General features: G+C 62.2%; 25 protein-coding genes. 5 read left to right on the forward strand and 20 right to left on the reverse strand.

Annotated features, from left to right (window positions below):
- Position 1: 1 nt before the first annotated feature.
- Complete coding sequence (locus IB238_RS01280) at positions 2–607, reverse strand: DUF6656 family protein (RefSeq protein ID WP_192242715.1); 606 nt, start codon at positions 605–607, stop codon at positions 2–4.
- A 108-nt stretch (positions 608–715) separates the two neighbouring features.
- Positions 716–1,786, reverse strand: coding sequence for a GH25 family lysozyme (locus tag IB238_RS01285; RefSeq protein ID WP_246723560.1), 1,071 nt, complete (start codon positions 1,784–1,786; stop codon positions 716–718).
- 464 nt (positions 1,787–2,250) lie between these two features.
- Between IB238_RS01285 and IB238_RS01290 the strand changes: the two genes are divergently transcribed.
- From IB238_RS01290 to greA, 3 genes are all read left to right on the forward strand, one after another.
- Positions 2,251–4,032: an acyl-CoA dehydrogenase gene (locus IB238_RS01290; RefSeq protein WP_192242721.1), complete on the forward strand. Its 1,782-nt coding sequence runs from the start codon at positions 2,251–2,253 to the stop codon at positions 4,030–4,032.
- Positions 4,033–4,156: 124 nt separating this feature from the next.
- The gene (locus IB238_RS01295) at positions 4,157–4,906 is read left to right on the forward strand and encodes a crotonase/enoyl-CoA hydratase family protein (RefSeq protein WP_192242723.1); all 750 of its coding nucleotides are present in this window, start codon (positions 4,157–4,159) and stop codon (positions 4,904–4,906) included.
- A 135-nt stretch (positions 4,907–5,041) separates the two neighbouring features.
- Positions 5,042–5,524: a transcription elongation factor GreA gene (gene greA / locus IB238_RS01300; RefSeq protein WP_192242726.1), complete on the forward strand. Its 483-nt coding sequence runs from the start codon at positions 5,042–5,044 to the stop codon at positions 5,522–5,524.
- A gap of 47 nt (positions 5,525–5,571) precedes the next feature.
- On the opposite strand, the gene IB238_RS01305 is transcribed toward greA, so the two are convergent.
- The 10 genes from IB238_RS01305 to IB238_RS01350 form a co-directional block, all read right to left on the reverse strand.
- Entirely contained in the window at positions 5,572–6,822 is a 1,251-nt protein-coding gene (locus tag IB238_RS01305; RefSeq protein ID WP_192242729.1) for a class I SAM-dependent RNA methyltransferase, read from the reverse strand.
- A complete protein-coding gene (locus IB238_RS01310) occupies positions 6,819–7,574 on the reverse strand; it encodes a TlyA family RNA methyltransferase (protein ID WP_192242732.1) in 756 nt (251 codons plus the stop codon). Before IB238_RS01310 ends, IB238_RS01305 begins: the two co-directional genes overlap by 4 nt.
- Positions 7,575–7,638: 64 nt before the next feature.
- Positions 7,639–9,558: a 1-deoxy-D-xylulose-5-phosphate synthase gene (dxs, locus tag IB238_RS01315; RefSeq protein WP_192242735.1), complete on the reverse strand. Its 1,920-nt coding sequence runs from the start codon at positions 9,556–9,558 to the stop codon at positions 7,639–7,641.
- Positions 9,559–9,765: 207 nt separating this feature from the next.
- On the reverse strand, positions 9,766–10,689 hold the full coding sequence (locus IB238_RS01320) for a pirin family protein (RefSeq protein ID WP_192242738.1): 924 nt from the start codon (positions 10,687–10,689) through the stop codon (positions 9,766–9,768).
- 94 nt (positions 10,690–10,783) lie between these two features.
- A complete protein-coding gene (locus tag IB238_RS01325; RefSeq protein ID WP_192242741.1) occupies positions 10,784–11,179 on the reverse strand; it encodes a helix-turn-helix domain-containing protein in 396 nt (131 codons plus the stop codon).
- Positions 11,180–11,646: 467 nt separating this feature from the next.
- On the reverse strand, positions 11,647–11,901 hold the full coding sequence (locus tag IB238_RS01330) for an exodeoxyribonuclease VII small subunit (protein WP_192242744.1): 255 nt from the start codon (positions 11,899–11,901) through the stop codon (positions 11,647–11,649).
- Between the two features lie 2 nt (positions 11,902–11,903).
- Positions 11,904–12,830 (reverse strand): histone deacetylase family protein, encoded by a 927-nt coding sequence (locus tag IB238_RS01335; protein WP_192242747.1) that lies wholly within the window; start codon positions 12,828–12,830, stop codon positions 11,904–11,906.
- A 123-nt stretch (positions 12,831–12,953) separates the two neighbouring features.
- On the reverse strand, positions 12,954–13,517 hold the full coding sequence (locus tag IB238_RS01340) for a biotin transporter BioY (protein WP_192242750.1): 564 nt from the start codon (positions 13,515–13,517) through the stop codon (positions 12,954–12,956).
- Positions 13,518–13,635: 118 nt separating this feature from the next.
- Positions 13,636–14,241 (reverse strand): energy-coupling factor transporter transmembrane protein EcfT, encoded by a 606-nt coding sequence (locus tag IB238_RS01345; RefSeq protein ID WP_192242754.1) that lies wholly within the window; start codon positions 14,239–14,241, stop codon positions 13,636–13,638.
- Positions 14,235–14,915, reverse strand: coding sequence for an ABC transporter ATP-binding protein (locus IB238_RS01350; RefSeq protein WP_192242757.1), 681 nt, complete (start codon positions 14,913–14,915; stop codon positions 14,235–14,237). Before IB238_RS01350 ends, IB238_RS01345 begins: the two co-directional genes overlap by 7 nt.
- A 99-nt stretch (positions 14,916–15,014) precedes the next feature.
- Between IB238_RS01350 and IB238_RS01355 the strand changes: the two genes are divergently transcribed.
- The gene (locus IB238_RS01355) at positions 15,015–16,208 is read left to right on the forward strand and encodes a winged helix-turn-helix domain-containing protein (protein ID WP_192242760.1); all 1,194 of its coding nucleotides are present in this window, start codon (positions 15,015–15,017) and stop codon (positions 16,206–16,208) included.
- A 27-nt stretch (positions 16,209–16,235) separates the two neighbouring features.
- On the opposite strand, the gene IB238_RS01360 is transcribed toward IB238_RS01355, so the two are convergent.
- From IB238_RS01360 to IB238_RS01375, 4 genes are all read right to left on the reverse strand, one after another.
- Positions 16,236–17,357 (reverse strand): hypothetical protein, encoded by a 1,122-nt coding sequence (locus tag IB238_RS01360; protein ID WP_192242763.1) that lies wholly within the window; start codon positions 17,355–17,357, stop codon positions 16,236–16,238.
- A 57-nt stretch (positions 17,358–17,414) separates the two neighbouring features.
- The gene (ribB, locus tag IB238_RS01365; protein ID WP_192242766.1) at positions 17,415–18,515 is read right to left on the reverse strand and encodes a 3,4-dihydroxy-2-butanone-4-phosphate synthase; all 1,101 of its coding nucleotides are present in this window, start codon (positions 18,513–18,515) and stop codon (positions 17,415–17,417) included.
- 26 nt (positions 18,516–18,541) lie between these two features.
- Positions 18,542–19,636, reverse strand: coding sequence for a chorismate synthase (gene aroC / locus IB238_RS01370; RefSeq protein ID WP_192247253.1), 1,095 nt, complete (start codon positions 19,634–19,636; stop codon positions 18,542–18,544).
- Between the two features lie 152 nt (positions 19,637–19,788).
- On the reverse strand, positions 19,789–22,911 hold the full coding sequence (locus tag IB238_RS01375) for an EAL domain-containing protein (RefSeq protein ID WP_192242769.1): 3,123 nt from the start codon (positions 22,909–22,911) through the stop codon (positions 19,789–19,791).
- Positions 22,912–23,162: 251 nt separating this feature from the next.
- Between IB238_RS01375 and IB238_RS01380 the strand changes: the two genes are divergently transcribed.
- Positions 23,163–23,423 carry a DUF1344 domain-containing protein gene (locus IB238_RS01380; RefSeq protein ID WP_192247255.1) on the forward strand — a complete coding sequence of 87 codons (261 nt, stop codon included), beginning with the start codon at positions 23,163–23,165 and terminating at the stop codon, positions 23,421–23,423.
- Positions 23,424–23,458: 35 nt separating this feature from the next.
- Here IB238_RS01380 and IB238_RS01385 read toward each other — a convergent pair whose 3' ends face one another.
- The 4 genes from IB238_RS01385 to IB238_RS01400 form a co-directional block, all read right to left on the reverse strand.
- Complete coding sequence (locus IB238_RS01385) at positions 23,459–24,040, reverse strand: histidine phosphatase family protein (protein ID WP_192242773.1); 582 nt, start codon at positions 24,038–24,040, stop codon at positions 23,459–23,461.
- Between the two features lie 20 nt (positions 24,041–24,060).
- Entirely contained in the window at positions 24,061–24,879 is an 819-nt protein-coding gene (fabI, locus tag IB238_RS01390) for an enoyl-ACP reductase FabI (RefSeq protein WP_192242776.1), read from the reverse strand.
- 121 nt (positions 24,880–25,000) lie between these two features.
- Positions 25,001–26,071, reverse strand: a complete 1,071-nt coding sequence (locus tag IB238_RS01395; protein ID WP_192242779.1) for a DnaJ domain-containing protein — start codon at positions 26,069–26,071, stop codon at positions 25,001–25,003.
- Between the two features lie 180 nt (positions 26,072–26,251).
- Positions 26,252–26,671 (reverse strand): RT0821/Lpp0805 family surface protein, encoded by a 420-nt coding sequence (locus IB238_RS01400; RefSeq protein ID WP_192242782.1) that lies wholly within the window; start codon positions 26,669–26,671, stop codon positions 26,252–26,254.
- Between the last annotated feature and the right edge of the window lie 61 nt (positions 26,672–26,732).

Raw genomic sequence — 26,732 nt, forward strand, 5'->3', positions numbered from 1 at the left:
TTCAGCTGGCATGGATAATCTTGCGCAGTTCCTCGTTGCGTGCGCCGAGCAGCAGTACGTTCTTCATGGCCACCTTCGGATCGTGCGTGCGAAACAGCACGCCATCGTCGCCGACCGACCGGTTGATTTCCAGCCGTCCCTCGGCTTCGGAAGGATTGGTCGCTACCGCGAAATACATCCGCGGAAATTTCGGGCTGATCGCCTTGAAGAAGCGCTCGCCTTCGCCGATCTCCGAGTAGAAGTTCGCCATGTAGAAAGACCACTGAACGTTGTCGTGCTGGGCAAAGCGCGTGTTGGAAACGGTAATATGGCAATAGCCGAGATGCGGCATGGACGAGAGTGTGCGGTGGAAGATCATCTTCGGGAAGCGGATCGAGCGGTCGAACCCATTGATGCGCTCGTGGGTGACGTTGCCGGCCTTTTCGAGCTTCTTGCCGGTGCGCGCGGAGACCTCCTCGTAGCTGAGATAGCGTCTCTCGGTCCCGCCCCAATCCCGTCTCTCCAGCTTTCCGGTGCGCAGATATTCGGTATAGGCGGCAGACTGCGCGCCCTGTGAGCGCTTCAATGCGCCAGCATCGTAGTATCTAAGTTTCGGCGAGGGCTGCACGGGATGGCACTCCGGAGGATGGTGATATCGGAGTGGATCATGCGGCCCTTATGGTTAACGCCGCCCTTACGCCGCCGTGAGTTCTGAGTGTGGCCGTACAGTGAGCGGCTAGAAATCTCGGTAGTTCGCCGGTGTTTCCTTCGCCCCGCCCGACTGGGCTGTCGTCGGGACGACCTGTGCCGCTTCGACGCGGGTGCCAGACGAAGATGCGACAAGGAAAGTTGCCGTGCCGCGATCGCCCTTGTTCACGACATGGGCATCGGCGTCGGCGGCCAGACCGGCGACGCTTTCCGCCTTCACCGTCACTGGCATCGATTTAGGCTCCTCCGTAGCTGCACCGCGCTTCACGGAGGCCGTCATAACATCGTCGAGTTGATCGGTGGTCGGCTCCAGCGGCTTCTCGGGCAGCAGTTCTCCGAAGGCCCAGGTTCTTTTCAGCGCAGCGCGGTTCATTGGTGCGACATTGACGTCGATATCGGTCAGCGCCCCCTTCACGCGATAGGGACAGCGCCGCTTGTTGCAGTTTGCAGCGGCGGAGAACTGCCAGAGCGCGTAGTTGTCCCAGTTGCCGAGCGGGAAGACATTTCGGATGCCCGGCTTGTAGCGGGCATACCAGAGCGGCAAGCGAGAGAGGATGCGGTATTTGTCCCGATTTGCTGCGATGAATCGCGCCGTCGAGTGATTGGTGTAGAGCAGCGGATAGCGCCCGGTACGCGTCTTGATGTGGCTAGCAAAAATCTGTGCATCCGCGAGCGACATGAACTGCTCCGGATCGATGCCCTCGATGTCCAGCACCATCATCTCATCCGGCTGGGGCTTGGCATAGTCGAGAAAATGGTTTGCCTGGTCGACGGGATTTCCGGGGCGCGCAAGATGATAGGCTCCCCAGAGTAGGCCCTGCGCCTTGGCCAGCAGCCTGCGTGTCTCGTAGAGTTCGCGGCTGACGGCGTATTTGCGCCACATCGTCTTGCAGTGCGCCACCGTGTCGCCGTCGTGCTCGCCCTTGCAGGAGAAGCTCTCGGGTAGGCCATCGGATGCCTTGGAAATGAAGCCGGCGATGCGCTTGTCGGTCAGCATGAGTGGCCAATCGATCTCGTTCATCTCGTAGGCATCGATGACGATGGCGTTGTCCGTCTTTCGCCACGGCTCCAGATCGGTGGCGGAAAGTGCACCGGGCATGGTCAGGAGGAGCGCGCCGGCCGCTATCGCGGCGGCCAATCTCTTCATCGTCGTCATGCTTCGATCCCCTGCTTCTGCCCCTCCGCCCCCGGATGGTGCTGTCGACATGGTTAGCAAGACGTTAACAACGAGGTTTTGGCTTGAGCGTCCGCGCCTCGAGTCCTGTTGAAACCCGGACAAACCGGGCAATTTGCATGGTCCGACTACGGCTGTGCGTGAGATGAAGAGCTTCGATTTCCCCCGGCTCTCATGTGAAAGGCAATCCTAATTTACACCGGTGAGCCTCGTTGGGAAGTGTAAAAGAACCTCTTGTCGAAGTGGCGAGGGGGTGGAATGGCTTTCAAATAATTGCTTTTACGTTGACGTTCACGTAAAAATAAATAACCTGCCGCGCATTGCACCTTCCCACTTCGGTAGCCATTCTACCGGCGCACCGGTGCAGGACGAATCTGAGGAGAACCATCATGTACAAGGCTCCAGTCGAGGAGATCGCGTTCACGCTGCGCCACGTCGCCGGCCTCGATAGGGCATTGAATGAAGGCCGGCTCGGTGACCTGTCCGGCGATCTCGTCGATGCCATTCTTCAGGAAGCTGGACGATTTGCCGGTGAAGAGGTCGCTCCGCTGGCCGAGATCGGCGATCGCCAAGGTGCCACGCTGAAGGATGCTGAGGTCAAGACACCGGAAGGCTGGCCCGCACTCTACAAGGCTTGGGCGGAAGGCGGCTGGAACTCGCTGACCGCGGAGAGCGAATTCGGCGGGCAGGGACTGCCTCACATGCTCCATGTCGCGACGATGGAGATGTGGAACGGGGGATCCATGGCGTTCGCCCTGGGCCCCACGCTGACGATCGGCGCCATCGAGGCCCTGTCGGCGCACGGATCGAACACATTGAAGAAGACCTACCTGCCGAAGATGGTTTCCGGCGAGTGGATGGGCTCGATGAACCTCACCGAGCCGCATGCCGGCTCGGACCTGGGCGTCATGAAGACCCGCGCCGAGCGACGCGGCGATGGCACCTATCGCATCTTCGGCCAGAAGATCTTCATCACCTACGGCGAGCACGATTTCACCGACAACATCGTCCATCTCGTATTGGCGCGCCTGCCGGATGCCCCGGCCGGAACGCGCGGCATTTCCCTGTTCCTCGTACCGAAGTTCATCGTCAATGCCGACGGTTCCCTCGGTGCGCGCAACGACGTGTTCTGTCACTCGCTCGAGCACAAGCTCGGCATTCACGGCTCGCCCACCTGCACGATGATCTATGGCGACGGTCGCTTCGGTAGCGAGGCGGGTGCGATCGGCTGGCTCATCGGAGAAGAAAACAAAGGCCTCGCCTGCATGTTCACGATGATGAACAACGCGCGGCTTGCCGTCGGCATGCAGGGGGTCGCGATCGCCGAGGCGGCAACCCAGAAGGCGATCGCCTATGCGAAAGAGCGCACCCAGGGCAAGGCACCCGGCTGGCAGGGTTCGGGCATGAGCCCGATCATCGCGCACCCCGACGTGGCCCGCATGCTCTTGACGATGAAGGCGCTGACGCAGGGAGCCCGCGCCATTGCCTATGCCTGCGCGCATGCGATCGACATGTCCCATGCGACGGATGGCGACGAAGCACGACACTGGGCGGAGCGGGCAAGCCTGCTGACGCCAATCGCCAAGAGCTTTTCCACCGATGCCGGTGTCGACGTCGCCTCCCTCGGCGTCCAGGTTCACGGCGGCATGGGTTTCATCGAGGAGACGGGGGCCGCGCGCCTTTACCGTGACGCGCGCATTGCGCCGATCTACGAGGGTACGAACGGTATCCAGGCAATCGACCTCGTCACCCGCAAACTGCCGCTTTCGAACGGCGCCCAGGTGAGGGGCTTCATCGGCGAATTGAAAGCGATTGCGCGTGCGGTGCGCGGTTCGAACGATCGGGATTTCGGTGAGACGGCTTCCCGGCTGGAGGCCAGCATCGCCGATCTCCGGGAGGCCACCGATTGGCTGGGCGCGGCGCTGGCTGATGGACGTCAGGCGGAAGCCTTGGCCGGGGCGACGCCCTACCAACGCCTCTTTGGCCTCGTCCTGACCGGCGCCTATCTCGCTAAGGGAGCGCTGGCCGAGGCGGGCGACGGTCGCAACGCCGAGCGCGTCGCCCTTTGCCGTTTCGCCGCGGAAAACCTCATCGCCGAAACCGCGGCATTGAAGGATCGCGTTGTGAACGGCGCGGCGAGCCTCGCTGCAGCACGTGCGGTGCTTGGATGAAGATGGAATGCCCCTCCCTATGTCGGGAGGGGCTACTGATCCGTAAAATTACGCAATGTCTATTCGCCGTTGAGCAACGGTGGTTTCATTTTCACGAACATCCGACGACGGGAACGCAAAAGCCATGACCGACCACATTCTTATCGAACGTCCTGACTCTGCGCCCGGCGTGCAGGTCATCCGCTTCAATCGGCCGGAGAAAAAGAACGCCATCACGCGGGCAATGTACCAGGCGATGACCGATGCGCTGCGTAGCGCCGATGTTGACCCGGCTGTCCGGGCGACAGTGCTGCTCGGTTCGGAAGGCTGCTTTTCTGCCGGCAACGACATGGCCGACTTCCTTGCCTTTGCCATGGGCGGAACAATGGGCCGGGAGGTTGTCGATTTCCTGCATGCGCTTGCTGCCCATACCAAGCCGCTCGTTTCCGGTGTCGACGGGCTCGCGATCGGCGTCGGCACGACGATCCACCTGCATTGCGACATGACCGTTGCCTCGCCCCGATCGCTGTTCAAGACCCCGTTCGTCGATCTCGCGCTCGTGCCGGAAGCCGCCTCCAGCCTGATCGCGCCGCGGCTGATGGGCCACCAGCGCGCCTTTGCCCTGCTTGTCGCCGGCGAGGGCTTCTCGGCTGAGGAGGCGCGCGCGGCCGGACTGATCTGGAAAGTCGTCGATGCGGTCGAGACGGAGGCCATGGAGATCGCAAGGCACCTTGCCGCCAAGCCGCCGGAAGCACTGCGCACCGCCCGAGAACTCATGCGCGGCAACCGCGAAGAGATCGCCGGGCGGATCGATGAGGAGGCGCATCATTTCGCCGTTCGGCTGCGCAGCGACGAAGCCCGCGCCGCCTTCGAAGCCTTCATGGCGAAGAAGTAACCGGCTGGGCGTGGCCGCCCATGGAGCAAATGCGCCGGTTCGTCTATTGTCATCCGATCCTAGGTTTTGACAAAGGTTGCGGCCGTAGATCCACTTGCTGCCGGAGCGTGCCGCGTCCATACGGAGTTCGAGAGATTGAGTGTTGCCTTCGTCAAGGAAGAGAGTGCTGAAACCGCTGCCGAAACGCTGTTGCCCGACCGGCCGGTTTCGCCGCACCCGAACCTCGTCACGGAAGCGGGATTGAAGGCTCTGGAACTGCAGCTTCAACAAGCGCGTGAAGCCTACAATGCGGCCAACATCATTGACGACGTGAACGAACGGCGGCGACAAGCGGCCGGCCCCTTGCGCGATCTGCGCTATTTCGCTGAGAGGGTGCGAACGGCCCAACTCGTCCCGGACCCGACGTCGACCGAGACTGTTGCGTTCGGAAGCACGGTGACGTTCACCCGTGACGATGGCCGCGTGCAGACGTATCGCATCGTGGGCGAGGACGAAGCCGATCCGAAGGCTGGTTCGATTTCCTACGTATCGCCAGTGGCACGGATTCTCATGGGCAAGACGATCGGCGATGTCGCCAGTGTCGGCGCGCAAGAGCTTGAGATCGTTGCCATCGCCTGATCGGCTGTCTCGCTGCCACCGCAGGTAGATCGGTCGCAGCGTTCCGTCTACTTCTCCAGTGTCGCCACCGCCTCGACATGCGATGACCAGAGGAACTGGTCGATCGGCGTCACGCGCGTGATGCGGTAGCCGGCAGCGACGAGGATCGACAGGTCGCGCGCGAGAGTAACCGGATTGCAGGAAACGGCGGCGATTTTCTTCACGCCGGAGCGGGCAAGCTCGCGACATTGGTCCTCCGCGCCGGCGCGCGGCGGGTCGAAGACGACGGCGTCGAACACTTTCAGCTCGGAAGCCATCAGCGGACGGCGGAACAGGTCGCGTTTCTCGATCGTCACAGGTTTCAGCCCTTGCGCGTGCCGGGCTGCATGGTCCAGCGCCTTTATAGCCTTCTCGTCCCCCTCCACGGCGTGGACGCGGGCACCGCGCGCGATCCGCAGCGCAAACGTGCCCGATCCGGAAAAGAGATCGGCAACGCGCTTTGCCTTGTCGAGGTGGTCGAGGACGAGGGCCGCCATCGCTTCTTCGGCCTGTTTCGTCGCCTGGACAAAGCCGCCGGCGGGCGGCGAGACCAGCACACCGCCGAAGTCAATTTGCGGCTTCTGCGGCTCGATCAGGATCTCGCCATCGTGGCTGACGCGGGCGATGCCGCGAAGGGAAAGCACGCATTCCGTCACCGCGCGCCGCTGCTTGTCGCCGATCTTGCGGATGCCTTCGAAGGCGAGGTCGAGACCCGAGAGCGTTTCGAGAACGGTCAGGCGGAAGCCTTGGCTGTCGGTCGCAAGCGCCGCGGCCACGGCCCGTATTGCCTCCAGGCGCGAGACGATACCCGGGCTGCTGATCGGACATTCGTCGATGTCGACGATGTGATGGCTCGATGCCTGGTTGAAGCCGAGCAGCATGCCCTTTTCGGTCTTGCGCGCGGTGAAGACCATGCGTCGCCGTTCGCCCGGGCGGGCGATGACGAGCGGCGCCACATCGGCCGTCAAACCCTTGGCCTTGAGGGCATCGACCACAAGGCCGCGCTTGAAGGCGTGATAGAGCGTGTCGCCTGCGTGCTGCAGTGAACAGCCGCCGCAGGCACCGTTCTTGCCGTCCGGGCCGAAATGGTGGCAGGCCGGGGCTATCCGCTCGGGCGAAGCGACGGAGGTGGACATCACCGTCCCATGGTTCTTCACCCGCGCGATCGCGACGGTTTCACCGGGCAGTGTGAAGGGCACGTAGACGGGGCCGTCCGTGCCGGTGACAATCCCGTCACCGCCGCTGCCGAGCCTGTTGATGGTGACCGTTTCGGTGCTCATGATTTCCGTCCTGCGAGAAGATATTCCTGGTTGCCATCGCCGCCGGCAATGGGGGAGGGGATGATGCCGAGACTGCGCCAGCCCATGTCCTCGATGAGCCAACGCTCGAGCGTTGCTGCGACCTCCGGCCCCGATGCGGGATCCTTGAGGAGGCCGCCCTTGCCGATCGCCTCGCGCCCCGCCTCGAATTGCGGCTTGACGAGCAGTACACAGAATGCACCGGGGGCTGCGAACGAGAGCGCGGGCGGCAGCGCCAGCTTTAGCGAGATGAAGGATACATCCGAAACCACGCAACTGATGGCCCTGTCGCCGACATCAGCCGCCGACAGCGCGCGGGCATTCAGCCCTTCGAGATTGGTAACGCGCGCATCCTGTGCGATGCGCGGATGCATCTGGTCGTGGCCAACGTCGACGGCGACGACATGATGGGCGCCGCGCTGCAGCAGCACCTCGGTGAAGCCGCCGGTGGAGGCCCCTATGTCGAGACAGTCCAGTCCGGCCGGATCGAGGTTGAAGTGGTCGAGTGCTGCAGCCAGCTTCAGCGCCGCGCGCGAGACATAGGCACGCGCTGGGTCATCAAGTTCGATCTTGGCGTCCGGGCCGAAGGTCGCGCCTGCCTTTGTTACCACCTTGCCGTCGACGCAGACGGTGCCGCGGTCGATCGCGTCACGGGCGCGCGATCGGCTGTCGAACAGGCCGCGCGCCACCAGAAGCTGGTCGAGGCGAAGGGATGTGGCGGGTTTTTCGCTCATGGCCTCTCATGGCGTGCCGCGGCCAACGAGGCAAGCGTTGCACGCGCCGGCCGAACGAAAAAAGTCAGCCCGCGACGCCGACGCCGATGTCCTTCTGGCCGAGGGCCTTGAAAACGGTCGATACGATGCCGGCACGATCGAGCCCTGCCTTGGCATACATGCTCTCCGGCTTGGCCTGCTCCATCCAGGTGTCCGGCAACACCATGGGCCGAACCTTCAGACCGGTTTCCAGCAGGCCTTCGACGGCGAGGAACTGCAGGACGTGGCTGGCAAACCCGCCGACTGCGCCTTCCTCGATCGTCACCAGCACCTCGTGATGGCGGGCAAGCTGGCGGATCAGATCGTGGTCGAGCGGCTTTGCGAAGCGCGCATCGGCAACGGTGGTGGAAAGGCCAGCGGCATCGAGGTCCTCGGCGGCGAGCAGACATTCGGAAAGTCGCGTTCCAAAGGAGAGCAGTGCCACCTTGGATCCCTGCTTGACGATCCGGCCCTTGCCGATCTCCAGGATTTCGCCGCGCGCAGGCATATCGACGCCGACGCCCTCGCCGCGTGGAAAGCGGAACGAGATCGGACCTTCGTCATAGGCCGCGGCCGTGCGGACCATATGCTTCAGTTCCGCCTCGTCGGCAGCGGCCATCACGACGAAACCGGGAAGCGAAGCGAGATAGGTCGTGTCGAACGAACCCGCATGCGTCGGGCCGTCGGCACCGACAAAACCGGCGCGGTCGATCGGGAAACGAACAGGCAGCCCCTGGATCGCCACATCGTGCACCACCTGGTCGTAGGCGCGCTGCAGGAAAGTCGAATAAAGGGCTGCGAAAGGCTTGTAGCCTTCTGCCGCAAGGCCGGCGGCAAAGGTCACGGCATGCTGTTCGGCGATGCCGACATCGAAGAGGCGCGTGGGATAGATCCCGCCGAACTTGTCCAGTCCGGTGCCGTTCGGCATGGCGGCGGTGATGCCGACGATCTTGTCGTCGAAGCCCGCTTCCTGGATCAGCGCATCGGCGAAAACCGCCGTATAGGAGGGGGCGTTCGGCTTCGCCTTCGCCTGCGCGCCGGTGATGACGTCGAATTTGTTGACGCCGTGATACTTGTCGGCCGCTGCTTCCGCCGGGGGATAGCCCTTGCCCTTCTGCGTCACCACGTGGATCAGCACCGGACCCTTGGCATTGTCGCGGACGTTACGCAGCACTGGCAGCAGGTGTTCGAAGGAATGACCGTCGATCGGGCCGATATGGTAAAAGCCCATCTCTTCGAACAGCGTGCCGCCAGTGACGTAGCCGCGCGCGTGTTCAACGGCGCGGGTGATGGCGCGGTCGACCGACTTGCCGAGGTAGGCCGTCATCTTCTTGCCGAGCTCGCGGAAGCCCATGTAGGTGCGGCCGGAGGCAAGCCGCGCCAGATAGGCGCTCATGGCGCCGGTCGGCGGGGCGATCGACATGTCGTTGTCGTTGAGAATGACGATGAGGCGGGCATCGAGCGCGCCAGCATTGTTGAGCGCCTCATAGGCCATGCCGGCCGAAAGCGCGCCGTCGCCGATAACCGCGATCACGTTGCGATCGGCACCCGAAAGCTCCGACGCAACCGCCATGCCGAGGCCGGCGGAGATCGACGTCGAGGAGTGCGCCGCACCAAAGGGATCGTACTCGCTCTCCGCCCGGCGGGTGAAGCCCGAAAGACCGTCTTCCTGGCGCAACGTCCGGATCCGGTCGCGACGCCCGGTCAGGATCTTGTGCGGGTAACACTGATGGCCGACGTCGAAGATCAGCCGGTCATTCGGCGTGTCGAACACTTTGTGGATGGCGATGGTGAGCTCGACCACCCCAAGGCCCGCGCCGAGATGGCCGCCGGTGCTGGACACGGCATCGATCATCTCGCTGCGCAGCTCAGCGGCGAGCTGCGGCAAGTCGCGATCGTCCACCTTCTTCAGATCTGCCGGGATATTCACCTGATCGAGCAGGGGGGTGGCTGGCAATTGTTTCACTCTCGATGCCCTTTTGCGGATCGTCGGCCGGCCAGGCCTGTGCCGGGGCCCTTGCCGATGGTCCTGTTCTGCCTGTCATTGCCGATGCGGCGGCGCTTTGCAACCTTCGCGCCAGATTAGATGCTATTTCCCGACAAGGAAACCGCACCCAACGCCGCATTTGCCGCTTCTGAAACGACAAGAAGGCTTTGTCGGGGCATTGCGCCGTCAGCTCTCCGGCAACGGAATGAATTCTTCCTCATCGCCCGGTACGATATCGAAGCTGCCGGTGCGCCACTCCTGTTTGGCCTGTTCGATTCGCTCCTTCGACGAGGAGACAAAGTTCCACCAGATATAGCGCTTCGAGCCGAGAGCCGCACCCCCGAATAACGCCACGTGACAGCCCTGTGCGCCGGCTTTGAGTGTAATGGTGTCGCCGGGACGGAACACCAACAGGCGGTCGGCCTCGAAGACATCCCCGGCCACATCGAGTTCGCCTGAGAGAACGTAGACTGCGCGCTCCTCCCAGTCGGCAGCCAGGGGTGCGCTGGCGCCCGGGGCGAGCATCAAATCCGTGTAGAGGGTGTCGGTTGGTACTGCCACCGAAGAGCGATGGCCCTCGTAGTGACCAATGATGACGCGTCCTGTCACGCCGTCCGAAGAAAAGGCGGGCAACTCGTCGCGTGTCGTGTGAACGAAGGCTGGATCGACCTCTTCCTTTCCGTCTGGAAGCGCCAGCCAGGTCTGAAGGCCCGAAAGGCTGTGCGGATGGCCGCGAACGTTCTCCGGCGAACGTTCCGAGTGCACGATGCCGCGTCCTGCGGTCATCAGGTTAAGATCGCCGGGGCGAATGACCATTTCGGTGCCCAAGCTGTCGCGGTGCTTGATCTCACCGTCGAAAAGATAGGTCACGGTGGAAAGACCGATGTGCGGATGGGGCCGCACATCGATCGCCTGACCGGCCCTGAACAGCGCTGGCCCCATTCGGTCGAAGAAGATGAAGGGACCGACAAGGCGGCGTTTAGCGGTCGGCAGCGCCCGGCGCACTTCGAAGCCGCCGAGATCACTCGTTCTCGGAATGATCAGGTTCTCCAAGGCGTCGCAGGCGGCAGAGTCGCCTGCGACTGGGTCCGGTCCGGGGAAAAAGCTCATGTTGCGCACTCCGTTTCACGCGTGTGGCTCACAGTGAACAAGAGGCCGGTGGCCGTGGCAAGGGTTGATCCGGCCTGCCACGTGAACACAGCGTTCAGGGCATTGGTACTGGCGTGGTTGCCTGTTGGTCGAAGGTCTTCTGCGCGGCCTCGATTTCCTCGCTGTTTTCCCGAACCCAGTCGACCAGTTCCGCCACCGGCTTCAGGAGCTTGAAGCCGAGCGGCGTCAGCTCGTAGTCGACGCGCGGCGGGATCGTCGCAAACATCGTGCGCGTGACGAGACCGTCGCGTTCCAGATGGCGGAGCGTCAGCGTCAACATGCGCTGCGAAATGCCTGCGACCTGCTTCTTGAGTTCATTGAAGCGCAAGGGGCCGTCGTTCAGCGTCTCGATGACTGACAGCGACCACTTGTCGCCAACACGATCAAGGATTTCGCGGCTCCCGCCACGAGCGGGGTGATGACGTTCGGTAGACTGGTGATGGTTCAGCATGTGGGGCCTGCATGTAAGTATTGGGGGGCGAGCCGAATGGTTTGAAAACGCTTGAAGGGGAGGTGGGTTTGTATGGTGCGTCAGGGGGGGGAGGAGATCCTGTGACCGGTTGAAAGTCCTCTGCATTTTCCTTCATCGCGTCTCGCCGCGGTATTGCTATCGGAGCGTGCGCCAGTTCAGTCAGGCACACGCGGGTAAGGCGCACCCATTTATTGAGGGTGCTCCTTATGTGGGTGCACTTGATCCGGTCTATCGAAATTTGCAACTCCCAAATACTGGCCCATGCAAATTTGCCGGGTCAAAACGTGCAGGGAGGCGGGGGCAGTTCACAAATCTGAAAGGTCCCCCAAATGTTCAAACCCCAGCCGTTTTACGTGGCCGGGGCGAACCGAAAGTCAGCGTGGGGGAGGTGTGATGACGCGCGGTCACGATTGTGTGACCCGTCAACAGCTGTGGGCCTTGGCGCCTTAACCGTTATCGAGTGGCTCGACGCCTTGCGGGTTACCCGCGCGATCAAGGCGGATCTTCTCGATTCGATTCTCGGCAGCGTTCAGCAGCTTCTCGCAGTGCTTCTTTAGGGATTCGCCGCGCTCGTAGATTTCGATCGACTTGTCGAGCGGCACGTCGCCGCGCTCCAGCGCAGCTACGATCTTTTCAAGCTCCTCCACGGCCTGCTCGAAGGAAAGCCCGGAGACATCAGCAGTAGTCGTCGATGTGGTCATGGTCAGCCTCTCATAAGCCGGTGGATGTGCAGGGCGGCCGATTCGGCAAGCCCTTGCAGGTCGTAGCCGCCTTCTAGAAGACTGACCACTCTGTGTGATGCGGATCGCTCGGCGATATCCATCAATTTCGCCGTCGCCCAATCGAAATCGTCGGCGACAAGGTGAAGTTGCGCGAGCGGATCGCGGTGATGGGCGTCAAATCCCGCCGAAATCACGATGAAGTCCGGGCGGAAATCGGCGAGCCTTGGCAGCACGCGGCTCCTGAAGGCCTCGCGGAAATGATCACTACCGGTCTCGGGCGAAAGCGGTGCGTTGACGATGTTGCCGACGCCGACGTCGTCCTTTGCCCCGGTGCCGGGGTAGAGCGGCATCTGGTGCGTCGAACAGAAGAGCACGGAAGGATCGTCCCAGAAAATGTCCTGCGTCCCGTTTCCATGATGCACGTCCCAGTCGACGATGGCGACGCGCTCGGCGCTGTGCATTTTTTGCGCGTGGCGTGCGGCAATGGCGGCCGTGTTGAAGAAGCAGAAGCCCATCGCCTTGGACTTCTCGGCATGGTGCCCAGGGGGCCTGGCGGCGATGAAGGCATTGTCGGCCTCCCCGGAGAAGACCGCGTCGACCGCCGCGACCGCGCCGCCGATTGCGGTCAGGGCCGCCTGGAGGCTGGCAGGGCTGGCATAGGTGTCGCCCTCGAACTGGTTGATACCCTCTTCAGGAATCTCCTTCATCACGGCGCGCAAATGGGATTCCGGATGGGCAAGGAGAACGAAGTCTTCGTTTGCCTTCTCAGCCGCCTTGCGGACGAGCGGCTGGAAGCGCTCGTGCTCCAGTGCAAGGTTCAGCGCCCGCAATCGGTCAGGCCGCTCGGGGTGCCCCTCGGGGGTCTTGTGCTCGAGAAAAATCGGGCTTTCGAAGAGGAGCGTCGTCATGGCCGGAGGCTACTCTCTGTACAGAGTGTGGTCCACGGGAAATGGGGCTGCCCCGCGTGCTTTTCAACAACAGCACAAATGGGAGTAGGCGGACACCTGCGGGTTCCCGCCAGCGACGCAGCGTCAGCTACGGGCTGGCAGCAACGGGTAGCCGGCAAGCACGGCGCGTCCGGCCAGCATCGCCACAAAGGCCTTGATCAGGTCGCCCGGGATGAAGACGAGCGAGGCGAGCGTGATTTCGACGAAGGCCTTGCCGCTCATATAGGAAAGCCAGGCAATACCGAACAGATAGACGACACCGATGCCGCCGACGATCGCCGCGACGAGAAAGCCGAGGAACTGCGGTAGTTCGGGCTGCCCCTCACGCACGAGCCGCTCGGCAATCAGGCCTGTAACGTAGGCGCCGGCAACCCAGCCGACGAGATAGCCTGCCGTCGGTCCGGCGAAGACGGCAAGCCCGCCGCGACCGCCCGAGAGCACCGGAAGGCCGATCGCCACCAGGAGAACGACGAGCAGGCAAGCGCTCGCACCTCGTTTGGCGCCGAGAATGCAGCCGGCCAGCATGACCCCGAGGGACTGTGCCGTTATGGGGACGGGAATGAAGCCGAGCGTGATCGGCGGCAACATGCCGAGCACGATGATGATGGCTGCAAACAGGGCGACGAGGACGATATCTCTGGTGGTCATGCAAGCCTTCCCGACGATGTGTTGAGCCTGCCGAAGATCGTAGTCAGTTGCCGGCAGGCGTGGGGTCTCGTGGGCGACATGCGTCAGAATTTGCGAACCGCAAGCCGCTAATTTGCGGTTATTGCCGCCGAAATCCGCGAGCGTCAATTGCCATGGCGACCGTGTCGGCGTCCTTGAGCGTCAGGATGATCAGCGGCACGAGAATGCCCAAGGGACGCACCCGCAGACCGCGCGCCCGATGCGCCTCGCGAATGTCGGCATAGCGCGCCATTATCTCAGGGGCGAAACGCAGCACCAACCCGACGGCCAGGCTGACGTCGGCCGCGCGCACGAAGCCGAAGCGCTCGAGCGGGAGCAACAGCCGCGTGATCTCGTCCATGAAGGCGGAGACCGTCGTGGTCGCGGTAACGGCCGCGGCAAAGAGCACAAGCGCGCTCAGCCGGAACAGCACGGAAAGCGCATCGGTGAGCGAATGGAAGAGGTAGTTCGCCAGCGCCACGAGCAACACCGTGAACAGCACGAAGCGCACGCGGCGAAATGCTTCGCGAGGTCCGATCCCCGTTGAGGCATAAAGTCCGGCGGCAACGATTGCGGGTCCGGCCAGCACCCATGGGCTGGAAAGGAGAAACAGGCCGACCGCCGCAGCGAACAAGGAAATGAGTTTCGTCCGGGCTGATGCGCGGTGCAGCAGCGTATCGCCTTCGATGTCGAGGCCGGTCAGCACGTAGCGATCTCCCTGTAGATGCGGATCGCTTCGGCTGGCGCTGTGTCGGCGGCAAGCCGGCCCTGGTGGAACAGGAGCACCCGGTCGAAACCATCCAGCAGCGGCAGGTCGTGCGTGATCACGATCGCCTGCTCGGGAAGCCCTGCGATCGTGCGCTCGATCAGTTCACGGTTCTTCAGGTCCAGCTGGTTGGTCGGCTCATCGAGGATGAGGACGTCGGGTCCAGTCACGAGCACGCTGGCGATGGCTGCAAGCTGGGTCTCACCGCCGGAAAGCTCGTGTACACGGCGCTTGGCCAGATGCGCGATGCCGAAGCGCTCCAGCACCGCTTCTGTCCGCCTCGATATTTCGTCCTTCGCCAACCCGCGGTTCTTAAGGCCGAAGGCGATATCCTCGGCCAGCACCGGCAGGATCATCTGGTGCTGCGGGTTCTGGAAGATGAAGCCGGCGCGCCCGCGTGCGGCCTCCTCGTCCTTCACCGTGTCCAGCCCGCCGACGCTTACCCGGCCGGTTGTCGGCCGCACCAGCCCGTTGATCATCCGCGCAAAGGTCGTCTTCCCGGAGCCGTTGAGCCCGATGATGCCGACGCGGCGTTCGGAGAGCGTCAGCGACAAGGGATGAAGCGCGGGCCTTCCGGCGAAGCTGACCGAAGCGTCGCTGAAAACGATATCCAATGGGAACTCCCGGGCAGATGGCGTGGCGGTCCTATATCCAGTTAGCCCGGCAAAGGAAACCGGGTTGGAAGATGTGGGAATATATGCCTATCATGGCGTATGACGAATCTGATCAAGAACGCCGATGCTCGCCGCATCTTTCTCGCAAAGCAGGGGCTGTGCGCACCACCCGGCCGCCTGCTTGGCAAGGACGGCCTCTTGCAGCTGATCCATAACATCGGCTTCGTGCAGGTCGACAGTATCGCCACCGTCGAGCGTGCCCATCACCAGATCCTCTTTTCCCGCAACCAGACCTACCGCCGCGAGCACCTCGCCGTTCTGCTGGAGAAGGACGGCGAACTGTTCGAGAACTGGACGCACGACGCCTCGATCATCCCGAGCTTGTTCTACCGCTACTGGAAGCACAAGTTCCGGCGGGAGAACGACCGCATCCTCGAGCGCTGGCGCCGTTGGCAGGGGGAGGGGTTCGACACGAGCTTCGAGGAGACCTATGAGAGGATCGCAAAGGGCGGAGCGGTGCTGTCGCGCGAACTGAAGTCCGACGACCACGAATCCGGCGGCTGGTGGAACTGGCATCCGAACAAGACAGCGCTCGAGTATCTCTGGCGCACCGGCAAGGTGGCGATTGCACGGCGCGAGAATTTTCAGAAGGTCTATGACCTCTCCGAGCGGGTGGTTCCCAGCCAGCACCATGAGCCTGAGGTGGATCCTTACGCCTTCGTCGATTGGGCCTGCCGGAGTGCGTTGACGCGGCTTGGTTTTGCGACCCACGGCGAGATTGCCGCATTCTGGGACCTGGTTTCACCGGACGAGGCCAAGGCCTGGGTCGAGGCGCATCGAAACGAGCTCCGGCCGATCCTCATCGAGCCGGCCGATGGCGGCAAACCGCGTGCCTGCCATGCCTTCGCCGACTTCTCGGAAACGCGCGACGATGCACCCGAACCGCCAGCCCGCCTGCGCGTGCTTTCGCCATTCGATCCGCTTATCCGGGATCGCAATCGGACGGAACGGCTGTTCGGATTCTTCTACCGCATCGAAGTCTTCGTTCCCGAGCCGAAGCGGCAATACGGCTACTACGTCTTTCCCTTGCTGGAAGGCGATCGTCTGATCGGACGCATCGATATGAAGGCGGACCGCAAGGCCGGTGAACTCGTGGTCAGGAAACTCTGGCTCGAACCGGGGGTGAAGCCTTCGACAGGCCGGATGGAACGCCTTGATGCAGAACTGTCCCGCCTGGCGCGCTTCACCGGTGTCGAGGAAATCCGCTATCTCGACGGCTGGCGGGGAGAGTGACGGCTCTCGGTCAGTCTTGGATCGGGCTCAGAACGCGACCCGTTTTCTGATCTTGCGAAAATTGACCAGCATGCGCTTGCCGATGTTCATGGCGGCGAGGGGCGGATAGGTCTTGCGAGTCTTTTTCAGGGCCGATTGCAGCAGTAGCTGCACTGCCGGAATTTTGAGCAGTTCTTCCTCGTCGTAATAGACGAACTCCGCGGCGTGCCGTGCAAAAAGCTGGTCGCCCACCGGCTGTGGATACATGTGCTCCCGCAATGCGCTCAACAGTTGCTTCTCGACGGTCAAAAAGCTTTCGGACTGCCGCGGCAGGGTCAGCGTCCGGCAAGCCGAAAGCGCGGTTCCGGCGATCGTCTCGATGATCCGTGTCTTTTCCTCCGGTGTGAACAGATAGCGCATCACCTGGCCGATATGGAGCGCATTGCGGCTGTTCGACCGTCCGGTCGGAAAACCGCTCTCCTTCGCCAGCAGCCGGATGAATTCCGTCATCTCGATTGGCAATCGCTCGTTGGCCGATGGCTTCGTCGCCTTGAGGTCGTGGATGTCGAGTGCGATCTGAAGAAAGTAGGCATAGATGTCGAGCTTTTGCTTGCGGATCTCCTCGTAGTGCAGAACCTTGTAGTCGACGCCCGGCATCGACAGCACCGGCTGGATCTCCTTCAATGGATTCATGTAGGCGCTACGGAGCGGGCTTCGCAACGGCCTTTCCATCCATACCGGCAGGCTCGGCGCCGAGCCCATGCCCGCCTTCTGCGCCCAAAGGGAATAGACCGTGTCGAGCGGGTCGCGCAGCGTGTAGACCACGTGTAGGGAGCGATTGCCGATGAGCTCTGCAATCACCTCGAAATGCATCTCCTTCCAGCGCCGAAATCCCTCGGACGAAAGTAAGATGTTGAGACCTTCCCGATCGGCCCTCTGCAAAACCTTGACAAAGTCGGAATAGGCCGCGCCTTCGCGCTTTAAAAACTGGCTCCCATGATCGGACAGATCGTGGTGGGCGATGCCGACACGCTCGCCGATCGACGGATAGAGCCATCCCCGCTCCAGCAGCCGATCGGCATCGTGATGGAAGTTCGCCTGCATATAGGTGGTTGCGGTCTTGTGGGGACCGATATGCATCACCAGGCGCAACGGTTTGTCCTGCTTCATGCAGGATTTATGTTTCAGGGCGGACTAAAATTCAAGGCCGGATGGCCGGCGTACTGATTAGCAGATATCCGTCGCCGCGATGCGGATGCCGAACCCCTCAAGCCCGACATAGTGACGCTCACGGGACGCCATGAGCCGGATGGAGGTGATGCCAAGGTCCTTGAGGATCTGCGCGCCCAGGCCGATTTCCAGCCATTCGTTCTCGCGTGCCCTGGCCTCGCTGTGCCCTTCGCGATCGTGATTGCCCTTGCGCGCCGTCCGGGAAACACCGACGCCGACCGAGCCTTCACGCAGATAGACGATCACGCCGCGGCCATGTTCGGCGATGCGTTTCATGATCGACTCCATCTGCCGGTCCTTGCCGAAAACGTCTTCTCCGACGTTTTCAAGGTGCAGCCGTACCGGAATGTCGATACCGTCGCGGATGTCGCCGAAGACGACTGCCATATGTTGCATCGGGTCCCAGGGCAGCGAATAGGTGGTCGCCTTTGCCTTGCCGAAGGGCGTGTCGATGTCGAAGGTCGAGCCTTGTTCGATCAGCGTTTCCTTGCGCTGGCGGTAGGCAATGAGATCGGCCACCGAAACCTGCTTCAGGCCGTGTTTCTCGGCAAACTCCGCGACCTGCGGCCCGCGCGTCACGGTGCCGTCGTCGTTGACGAGCTCGCAGATGACGCCGACCGGCGGAAGGCTCGCAAGCTTGCAGAGGTCTACGGCGGCTTCCGTATGACCGGAGCGCATCAGCACGCCGCCTTCGCGCGCAACGAGCGGGAAGATGTGGCCGGGACGGACAAAGTCTGCCGGGCCGATGTTGGGATTGGCGAGATTGCGCACGGTCAGCGTCCGGTCCTCGGCGGAGATGCCGGTGGTCGTGCCGTGCTTGAAGTCGACCGAAACCGTGAACGCGGTGGTGTGCGCCGAATCGTTGTCCGCCACCATTGCGCTGAGGTTCAGGCGCTTGGCCTCCTCGCGCGGCATGGGCGTGCAGACGATGCCGGATGTATGGCGTACGATGAAGGCCATCTTTTCCGGCGTGCAGTGAACCGCAGCAACGATCAGGTCGCCCTCATTCTCGCGCCCGTCATCGTCGGTGACCACGACGATCTCGCCGGCTTCGAAAGCCCGGATCGCATCGACAACGCGCTTCTGGTCAAAGGACATCTTATTTCTCCTAAGTCGTGGTGCGACTACTTCCGGCCGGTCTGGCCGCGGTCTCGCAGATAATGATCGGCGATCGCGCAGGCAACCATGGCCTCGCCGATCGGTACCGCCCGGATGCCGACGCACGGGTCGTGCCGGCCCTTGGTGCGCACGTCCACCTCATTGCCGTCGCTGTCAATCGAGCGGCGCTCGGTCAAAATCGACGAAGTGGGCTTGATGGCAAAACGGGCCACCACCGGCTGGCCGGTGGCAATGCCGCCTAGAATGCCGCCGGCATGGTTCGACAGAAAAATCGGCTTTCCATCGGGGCCGATACGCATCTCGTCCGCGTTCTCCTCGCCGGTGATCTCGGCTGCGCCGAAGCCGTTGCCGATCTCGACGCCCTTGACGGCGTTAATCGACATGAGATTGGCCGCAATGTCCTGATCGAGCTTACCGTAGATCGGCGCGCCGATGCCGGCGGGAACGCCATCAGCCACCACCTCGACGACGGCCCCGATCGAGGAACCAGCCTTGCGGATGCCGTCCAGATATTCTTCCCAGACCGGCACGATCTCTGGATCGGGGGCAAAGAACGGGTTGGTATCGACAACGCTCCAGTCCCAGTTGGCGCGGTTGATCTTGTGCTTGCCGATCTGCACCAATGCGGCGCGGACGGTCATACCGGGTACGACCTTGCGCGCGATGCCGCCGGCTGCGACCCGTGCGGCAGTCTCGCGCGCGGAGGAGCGGCCGCCGCCGCGATAGTCGCGGATGCCGTACTTGACGTCGTAGGTGTAGTCGGCATGGCCGGGACGGTAGCGCTTGGCGATCTCGGAATAGTCCTTCGAGCGCTGGTCGGTGTTCTCGATCATCATCGAGATCGGCGTACCGGTGGTGATCATCGTCTCGCCGTCCTCGTCCGGCATCACACCGGAAAGCACGCGGACCAGATCGTCCTCGCGGCGTTGGGTGACGAAGCGCGACTGGCCCGGCTTTCGCTTGTCAAGCCAGGCCTGGATCTCCTCAAGCTTGAAGCGGAGACCGGGAGGGCAACCGTCAACGACACAGCCAAGCGCCGGGCCATGGCTCTCGCCCCAGGTGGTCACGCGGAAAAGATGGCCGAAAGTGTTGTGCGACATGAAATCCTGCCCGAAGCGCTCGAGATCGGGGCGCAGGCCTGCGCCGCGATCCGGTCCTTCCTGTTGCGGCACTCATAGAGCCGATTGCCGCAAAGTTGAAGCCTTTTTGATGGGGAAAGTCCCGGGCAAATGGAAGATGTCTACACGCGCCGCTAGGACACCGCTTTCCAGCCACGTTCGAGTGCGTAGGCCTGGAAATCCTTGCCCGGCAGTGGCTTGGCGAATGCAAAGCCCTGCAGAAGATCGCACCCCAGCGCGCTCAGCATCTCCGCATGCGCCATCGTCTCCACACCCTCGGCGACGATTGCGATGCCGAGCGACTTGCCGATATCGATGATCGAGCGCACCAACGCCTGCTCATGGCGCGAGGTCAGGATCGGCGCCACCAGCTGGCGGTCGATTTTCAGCCGCTTCGGCCGCAGTTTCAGCAAGCTGACAATCGAGGTGTGCCCGGTCCCGAAATCGTCGATCTCGATGTCGATGCCCAGTTCCTTGATGCGTTCGATATTTTTCAGCACCACATCGTCGGTCTCATCGAGGAAGATGGATTCCACGAGTTCGAAAGAGATCTGGCCCGGCATGATCGACAATCCGGTCAGGCTGTCGACAAGCGTTTCGTCGCGCAGCCGTCGAGCCGAGACATTGACCGAGATCTTCGGCATGAGGATGCCCTTAGCAGCCCACCGACTGCAGTCAATCAGCGCTTTTTCAAGCATCACCCGGTCCAGTGTCGCCATGACGTTCAGGTCCTCGGCGATCTTCAGGAACCGGTCAGGCTTTAGAAGTCCGTCCTGCGGATGACGCCAGCGGATCAGGGCTTCGGCGCCGGCAAGCTCCAGCGTGCGTGCACAGATTTGCGGCTGGTAGTGGGGGATGAACTCGTTGTTTTCGATGCCGCTCAGGATGTCGTCGGCAATTCGCTTGCTGTTGACGATCTCGGCCTCAAGAATCGAATTGAAGAATTCGTGCCGGTTGCGCCCAAGGCCCTTGGCTCGGTACAGCGCGATATCGGCATTGACGAGCAGCTTGCGGGTGTCGAGCGCGCGGCCGTTGGCGACAGCCACGCCGATGCTCACGCCGAAGCGGCACATGTGGCCGTTGTAGTCGACAGGCTGGCGCATCAGGCCGATGACGCGTTGCGACAAAGTCGAAAGGTGCGCCTGGTCGTCACGGTCGGTAACCACAACGAACTCGTCGCCGCCGATGCGGGCGACCAGATCGCCCTCATTGATGGATGAGCGCAGGATTTGCGCGGCATGGACAAGAAGCGCATCGCCGGCCGCGTGGCCGAGCGTGTCGTTGATCTGCTTGAACCGGTCGAGATCGATATGGAGTATGCCGATGCCGATGGTCTCGGACTTGCTGCGCTCGGCCAATGCGTCCAGATGGCCGTCCAGTTTTCGCCGGTTGCCGAGGCCCGTCAACGGATCGTGGAGGGAATTGTACTCGATGCGGTCCTTGGCCTGCTCGAGTTCGATGTTCCTTGCATCAGCGAGTTTCTTGGCGTGCTTCAATTGCTCGGTCATCAGCACGTCGTCGGTGATATCGAAGGCAAGGCCGACAAATTTCCGCCTTCCGTCCGTTTCGACGTGAAACTTGCCAACCGACTGGATATGCCGGATCGCTCCGTCAGGGTGCACGACGCGGGACTTGCGCAGGTAGGGCGTTCCCGCATGGATGCTCTCGGTCGCTTGTGTTTCGGCTTCCGCACGGTCGTCGGGATGAAGCGCATTCAGCCAGGTCTCGTGGGTGACGCGTTTGCCGGTGCTGGGAACACCATAGAGTTGGTGCATGCGGTCGTCCCAGAGCGTCAGCCCTTCATCGAGATCCGCCTCCCAGAGGCCGCACTGGTAGGCGCCGAGCGCCATGTCCAGGCGCTGGGTGATTTTGATCAACGCTTCCTTCTGCCGGTCGGACTGCTCCTTGGCTGTCTTCAGCCGCTCGTTGAGGAGCACGTCTTCGGTAACGTCCCAGCTTATGCCCGTGAGTTTTTCATCGCCGCCGATCGTCAGGCGCGAGCCGACGCTGCGGATGTGGCGAATGCTACCGTCCGGCGGGACGATGCGATATTGTGACCAGTAGCCGGACTGACCTTCGATGGCGGTTGCGATGGCTGCCTCAGCAGCCGTGAGGTCTTCGGGGTGCACAGCTGCCCGCCACAGCTCTTCGTTGGCTGCCTGCGCCTCGGGGAGGCCGTGCAGGAGGTGCATCTGGCGATCCCACTCTCGTCTGCGGTCGGAAAGTGCGATCTCCCAAATTCCGGTCTTGGACGCTTCCAATGCCAGGTCGAGCCGTTGCGAGAGCGAACGGATCTGTGTCTCGCGTGCCTTCAGGCCGGCGATATGCCTCTGTCGCTCTCCAACAAGGCCACCGGCGAGAAAGATCGGGAGAATGATGATAAGGGCGACACCGACAGTGGCAAGGCGGATCTGTGCCTGGCTGTCCGATGGTGCTAGCCAGCCACTTGTGGGCACGGCGGCGAGCTCCCAGGAACCGCCCGGGAAATTGACCATGCGCAGGACGGGCGCACTGTCGAATATCTTGCTATCGCCGAAAAATGGCTCCGGACTGTCGTCGTCAACACTGACGTTGCGGATCGAGAGCTTCAGGCTCGTGCCGCCGCTCCATCGCTCGAGCCGGGCGCCGTTTGCCTGACCGGACAGCCCGGCTTCGGAATAAAGCCTGCGCTCATCGATAACGCCTTCGACGAAGCCCCAGAAAGCAAAAGGCCCCGCGTCGGTGCCAAGCACGGGCATGAACAGCGTGAAGCCACTGTTGCCGTCGGGCAGTTGCACCGGGCCGAGCATGACCGGTCGGCCGAAGGCCCGGTCCTTCTCTGTCGCAATGCGAAACGAACTGAAGCGATTGAGGTCGGTACCGTTGTATCGCTCGTTTCCCCGGAGCGGAAAAGTCTGAGCGACGACCCCGCCTGGCGCGACGGAGATACGGCGAAACTGAACATTCTGCACGAGCAATTTACGGGCAAAAAGGTCGAATTCGGCCGTCGCCTGTTCCGGTGCGGTTGCGAACAGGTTCGCAACCCCTTGCAGTGCAGTCACGTTCCTGTTGATTTCGCCCTCGATCCGCGCGCCGATCAGACTCAACTCCGTAGCGACACGCGCATGCAGCGCGCTTCGGTTCAGGCGTTCATTCTGCTTCTCGTAGGCGTAACCGGCGACGAATATTACGGTCGCCGCGATTGCGGCCGGAAAGAGGGACGGTCTGGCCCAATCGGCAAAGGTCTTGATTCTGTGTGCTATATGCCCGGCCCGCAACGCCATCCCCTAACGTCAGCCCGCACGTTAGGAAGCTTAGATTAAGATTGGATTTATATCCCGCGCAGGTTGTGTTCATTGCCGCGTTCGAAATCCGAATCCGGGGATGGTGTTTTGTCGGGACTTGATCGGCAGCCAGTTTCCCGGCATCCATTTGGACCGGAAGCGTCGCAGCGGGCGAATTTCGCCATATTCGAAGGGCATCTAGCGTGGCTGAGAAGAACACTGATTCAATCAAGGGGGTTCGCAGGATGCGTTTCATGATTGCCGCGCTGCTGGTCGCGGCAGGCTTTCTGGCGCCGCTGAACGTGTATGCGGAAAGCGCCGATGTTGAAGCTGTCATCACCAATGTCGATACGTCTGGACTGAGCCTCTCCCTCGACGATGGAAAGAAGTATCAGGCGCCCGAGGAGTTCAACTTCGAGGGACTTACGCCCGGTGTGAAGGTGCTGGTTTTCTACACGGAGGTCGACGGCAAGCGCATCATCGACGACCTGGAAATAATCCAGTAACGGCCGCCTCAGGGCTCTCCATTACTCCGGGCGACCTATAGCCAGGTCGCTCCTTCGTCATCGATCCGCAGGATTCGATCCTGATGGACAGGGGCGTTTGCCGCCTCGGTCACGGGCATGCCACTGAACTTGAAAAATGCGCGGAAGACGCCACCATGGCTGACGCAGACGGTAGGTCTGTCTATGTCTTTGGCCCACGAGCCGACGCGCCAGGAAAGAATTTCGTAGCTCTCGGCGGCTTCGCCGGGGGGGATGAAGTCCCACTTCGAACGCGAACGCTCCTTCACCCGCTGCCGCACGGTCTGCTTCAGCTCAGAGATGGTGAACCCTTCCCAGTCGCCGAAGGAGACTTCGACCAGGCGATCATCGGTGCGATAGGCGAGGGGATCGATGCCCATGGCTGCACGCACGAGTTCCATCGTTTCGCGCGTTCGTCCGAGCGGACTTGCGACAAAGTCGAAGTCATTGGCGGTGTTGCCGAGAATGGCCTTCAGGGCGTGCCCGTTGTCGGACGCCTGGCGGCGTCCGATGGCGTTTAACGGAATGTCCTTCTGGCCTTGCAGGCGTCCCTCGGCATTCCAGTCGGTCTGCCCGTGACGGATCATATAGACAAGCACAGCCGTGCTCCGGAAAAGCCTCAGTCCTTGACGACCGAGATATCGGGGGCGTCCACGGCCTTCATGCCGACGACGTGATAGCCGCTGTCGGCATGATGCACTTCGCCGGTGACCGAGCGAGAGAGATCCGAGAGCATGTAGAGCCCGACGTCGCCCACTTCCTCGATGGTCACCGTCCGGCGCAGCGGTGCATTGTACTCGTTCCACTTCAGGATGTAGCGGAAATCGCCAATGCCGGATGCGGCGAGCGTCTTGATCGGTCCGGCCGAGATCGCATTGACCCGGATATTCTTCGGGCCGAGGTCAACGGCGAGATATTTCACGCTCGCCTCGAGCGCCGCCTTCGCGACGCCCATGACGTTGTAGTTCGGCATGACCTTTTCGGCGCCGTAATAGGTGAGCGTCAGCATCGAGCCACCGTCCGTCATCAGTTTTTCGGCGCGGCGCGCGACCGAGGTGAACGAATAGACGGAGATCTGCATCGTGCTGGCGAAGTTCTGCGGGGTCGTATCGATATAGCGGCCCGTCAGTTCGTCCTTGTCGGAGAAGCCGATCGCATGCACGAGGAAGTCGATCTTGCCCCACGTCTTCTCGATGTTTTCAAAGACCGCGTCGATCGAAGCCTCGTCGGCCACGTCGCAATGGCCGGCGAGTATGCCGCCGAGTTCCGCCGCAAGCGGTTCGACGCGCTTCTTGAGGGCATCGCCCTGATAGGTGAGGGCGACTTCTGCGCCCTGCGCACGAACGGCCTTGGCGATACCCCACGCGATCGACCGGTTGTTCGCCACGCCCATGATGACGCCGCGCTTGCCGCTCATCAGACCGGATGCCTGAACCATGGAATGTCCCTTGCTGATTTCGTTTGGATTTTGCCTATGGCATAGGCAGCATCAGGGTTCAAGCAAAACAGGGTTCAGGAACTGTTAGCGCCCGTAACATTGGGTGCTTTTCACTGATCCGTTACAGATACAGCCCTTCGCGCAGGCTTCTCATCAGGTCGATCATTTTGTCGTCCGGCCTTTCCCACAGCAGAAGCCGGATTTCGACGATCAGTTTACCGCGCTTGCCATCGCTGCCGGCAAGGCCATGGTCGTCGATATGGATGACATGATCCGAACTGGACCAGGCCGGCACCGTCACCGGAAGGTCGTCACCGTGCGGTCCGGGAATCGTCGTCTCGCAGCCGAGAACGGCGTTTTCGATCGATACCGGGAGCGTGGTCCGAAGGTCAAATCCATCGACGCGAAACGCACCGGGTGCCACCCGGACCGTGATCATCGCGTCGCCGCGCTTGAGATCGTTGATCCGGTGCCCCTGTTCCTTGAGCCGGATGACCGTGCCTTCGGTCGTGCCGGCCGCAAGCGGCACCTTGAGGAGTTCGCCGTTGATATCCAGCGTAAGCCGAGACTGCTTCAACAGGTCCTCGATAGTTACAGTAATGTCGCAGACAAGGTCCGGAGCCTTTTCGACCACCGGCCTTGAGCCCCGGATGCGGCGCACGATGGCGGAGATGATATCGGTGGCGGCCGCAGCGCGCCGTGTTGCGGGAACTACCGCGGCATTTTCGGCGCCGGAATCCTGCGGCCCCGGCACCGCTTGCCGTTCGGCGCTTGCGGAGGGCTGGGGGGGCGGGGGAGCATCGCCCGCCGGCTGCTGTTGGCGCGCATCGACGCCGAAGATGCGGGACACCATGTCTTCAGCGCTCTCGGCCGCGCCCTGCGCCTTCTCGGACTTCTCAGACTGTGCCTTGCGTGCGCTCTGCTGGCGGCGCATCCGTTCCATGCGGCGCAGTTCCATCTCGCGCCGGATCTCGGCTTCACGGTGTGCGCGGTCGTATCTGCTGCGCTTGTCCGGGTCGCGCAGAAGTTCGTAGGCGCGACCGGCCTCGGTGAAGCGGATTGCGGCGAATGGATCGTCCTGGTTTTGGTCGGGGTGGACGGACTTGGCGAGGGTGCGCCAGGCCGCCTTAATCTCGTCCTGGCCAGCGTCGCGCTGGACACCCAACACCGCGTACGGATCACGCTTTAACATCTACCCGCTCTTCTTTGCTGGAGCCTTGCCTCTTGTAGTCTGGCAGGCCCCGCAAAGCCTGCGGGGATGGATGATGCCAGCAACGTCCTAACCGATGGTTACAGCGTCCATCAGAGAATCGCATAGGCTGCGTAGGCTTACTTACTGATGCCCTAATGCCAAGCTTTTCGGTCCGGCTGGCTATTGCTGCCGGTCGAAGCGCGTCAGCGCCCAAATGCCATCGCCCCCGACACAGGTTCGCCCGTCATAGTTGGCAACACCGGAGTAGGAATGAAGCGTCGTGGTGAAGTCCCGGCATGTGCGCCCCGCCTCGTCGTTGAGTTCCGAGACGCTGCTGACGACGCCTGCGCTGCCCGAGACGGTGTTCGCCCAGGGGATCGGGTTGCCGGCGTTGCGGTCAAGGTCCGCAGAGGAGACTGCGTTGCGTACGGTTACTGCGTCGGAGGTGTTGTCGAGACGCGCACCGGGTACCGCGCTTGTCTTGACGGCCTTGTCGACGGACATCTCCGAGGCAAAATCAAGCCCGCTCATGCAGCCCGAAAGAGGCGCAAGGCAGAGCGCGAGCAGGGCGATTCGTGACCGTCTCGTCCACAATATCATTGTCTCCCGTCGCGACTTTGCTATGACTTCAACTCCGGCGCGTCCCAACGGACCGACATTC

This window comes from Rhizobium sp. ARZ01, assembly GCF_014851675.1.
Taxonomy (GTDB): domain Bacteria; phylum Pseudomonadota; class Alphaproteobacteria; order Rhizobiales; family Rhizobiaceae; genus Mycoplana.

Excerpts from the sequence above, each read along its gene's own strand:
- IB238_RS01355 (WP_192242760.1), top strand. The coding sequence starts at position 15,015 with ATGACGAATCTGATCAAGAACGCCGATGCTCGCCGCATCTTTCTCGCA.
- IB238_RS01325 (WP_192242741.1), bottom strand. The coding sequence starts at position 11,179 with ATGCTGAACCATCACCAGTCTACCGAACGTCATCACCCCGCTCGTGGC.
- IB238_RS01305 (WP_192242729.1), bottom strand. The coding sequence starts at position 6,822 with ATGAGCACCGAAACGGTCACCATCAACAGGCTCGGCAGCGGCGGTGAC.
- IB238_RS01335 (WP_192242747.1), bottom strand. The coding sequence starts at position 12,830 with ATGACGACGCTCCTCTTCGAAAGCCCGATTTTTCTCGAGCACAAGACC.
- IB238_RS01295 (WP_192242723.1), top strand. The coding sequence starts at position 4,157 with ATGACCGACCACATTCTTATCGAACGTCCTGACTCTGCGCCCGGCGTG.
- fabI (WP_192242776.1), bottom strand. The coding sequence starts at position 24,879 with ATGGTTCAGGCATCCGGTCTGATGAGCGGCAAGCGCGGCGTCATCATG.
- IB238_RS01285 (WP_246723560.1), bottom strand. The coding sequence starts at position 1,786 with ATGCCCGGTGCACTTTCCGCCACCGATCTGGAGCCGTGGCGAAAGACG.
- IB238_RS01380 (WP_192247255.1), top strand. The coding sequence starts at position 23,163 with ATGCGTTTCATGATTGCCGCGCTGCTGGTCGCGGCAGGCTTTCTGGCG.
- IB238_RS01395 (WP_192242779.1), bottom strand. The coding sequence starts at position 26,071 with ATGTTAAAGCGTGATCCGTACGCGGTGTTGGGTGTCCAGCGCGACGCT.
- IB238_RS01360 (WP_192242763.1), bottom strand. The coding sequence starts at position 17,357 with ATGAAGCAGGACAAACCGTTGCGCCTGGTGATGCATATCGGTCCCCAC.
- IB238_RS01310 (WP_192242732.1), bottom strand. The coding sequence starts at position 7,574 with ATGAGCGAAAAACCCGCCACATCCCTTCGCCTCGACCAGCTTCTGGTG.
- IB238_RS01400 (WP_192242782.1), bottom strand. The coding sequence starts at position 26,671 with ATGATATTGTGGACGAGACGGTCACGAATCGCCCTGCTCGCGCTCTGC.
- aroC (WP_192247253.1), bottom strand. The coding sequence starts at position 19,636 with ATGTCGCACAACACTTTCGGCCATCTTTTCCGCGTGACCACCTGGGGC.
- IB238_RS01330 (WP_192242744.1), bottom strand. The coding sequence starts at position 11,901 with ATGACCACATCGACGACTACTGCTGATGTCTCCGGGCTTTCCTTCGAG.
- ribB (WP_192242766.1), bottom strand. The coding sequence starts at position 18,515 with ATGTCCTTTGACCAGAAGCGCGTTGTCGATGCGATCCGGGCTTTCGAA.
- IB238_RS01290 (WP_192242721.1), top strand. The coding sequence starts at position 2,251 with ATGTACAAGGCTCCAGTCGAGGAGATCGCGTTCACGCTGCGCCACGTC.
- IB238_RS01320 (WP_192242738.1), bottom strand. The coding sequence starts at position 10,689 with ATGAGCTTTTTCCCCGGACCGGACCCAGTCGCAGGCGACTCTGCCGCC.
- IB238_RS01340 (WP_192242750.1), bottom strand. The coding sequence starts at position 13,517 with ATGACCACCAGAGATATCGTCCTCGTCGCCCTGTTTGCAGCCATCATC.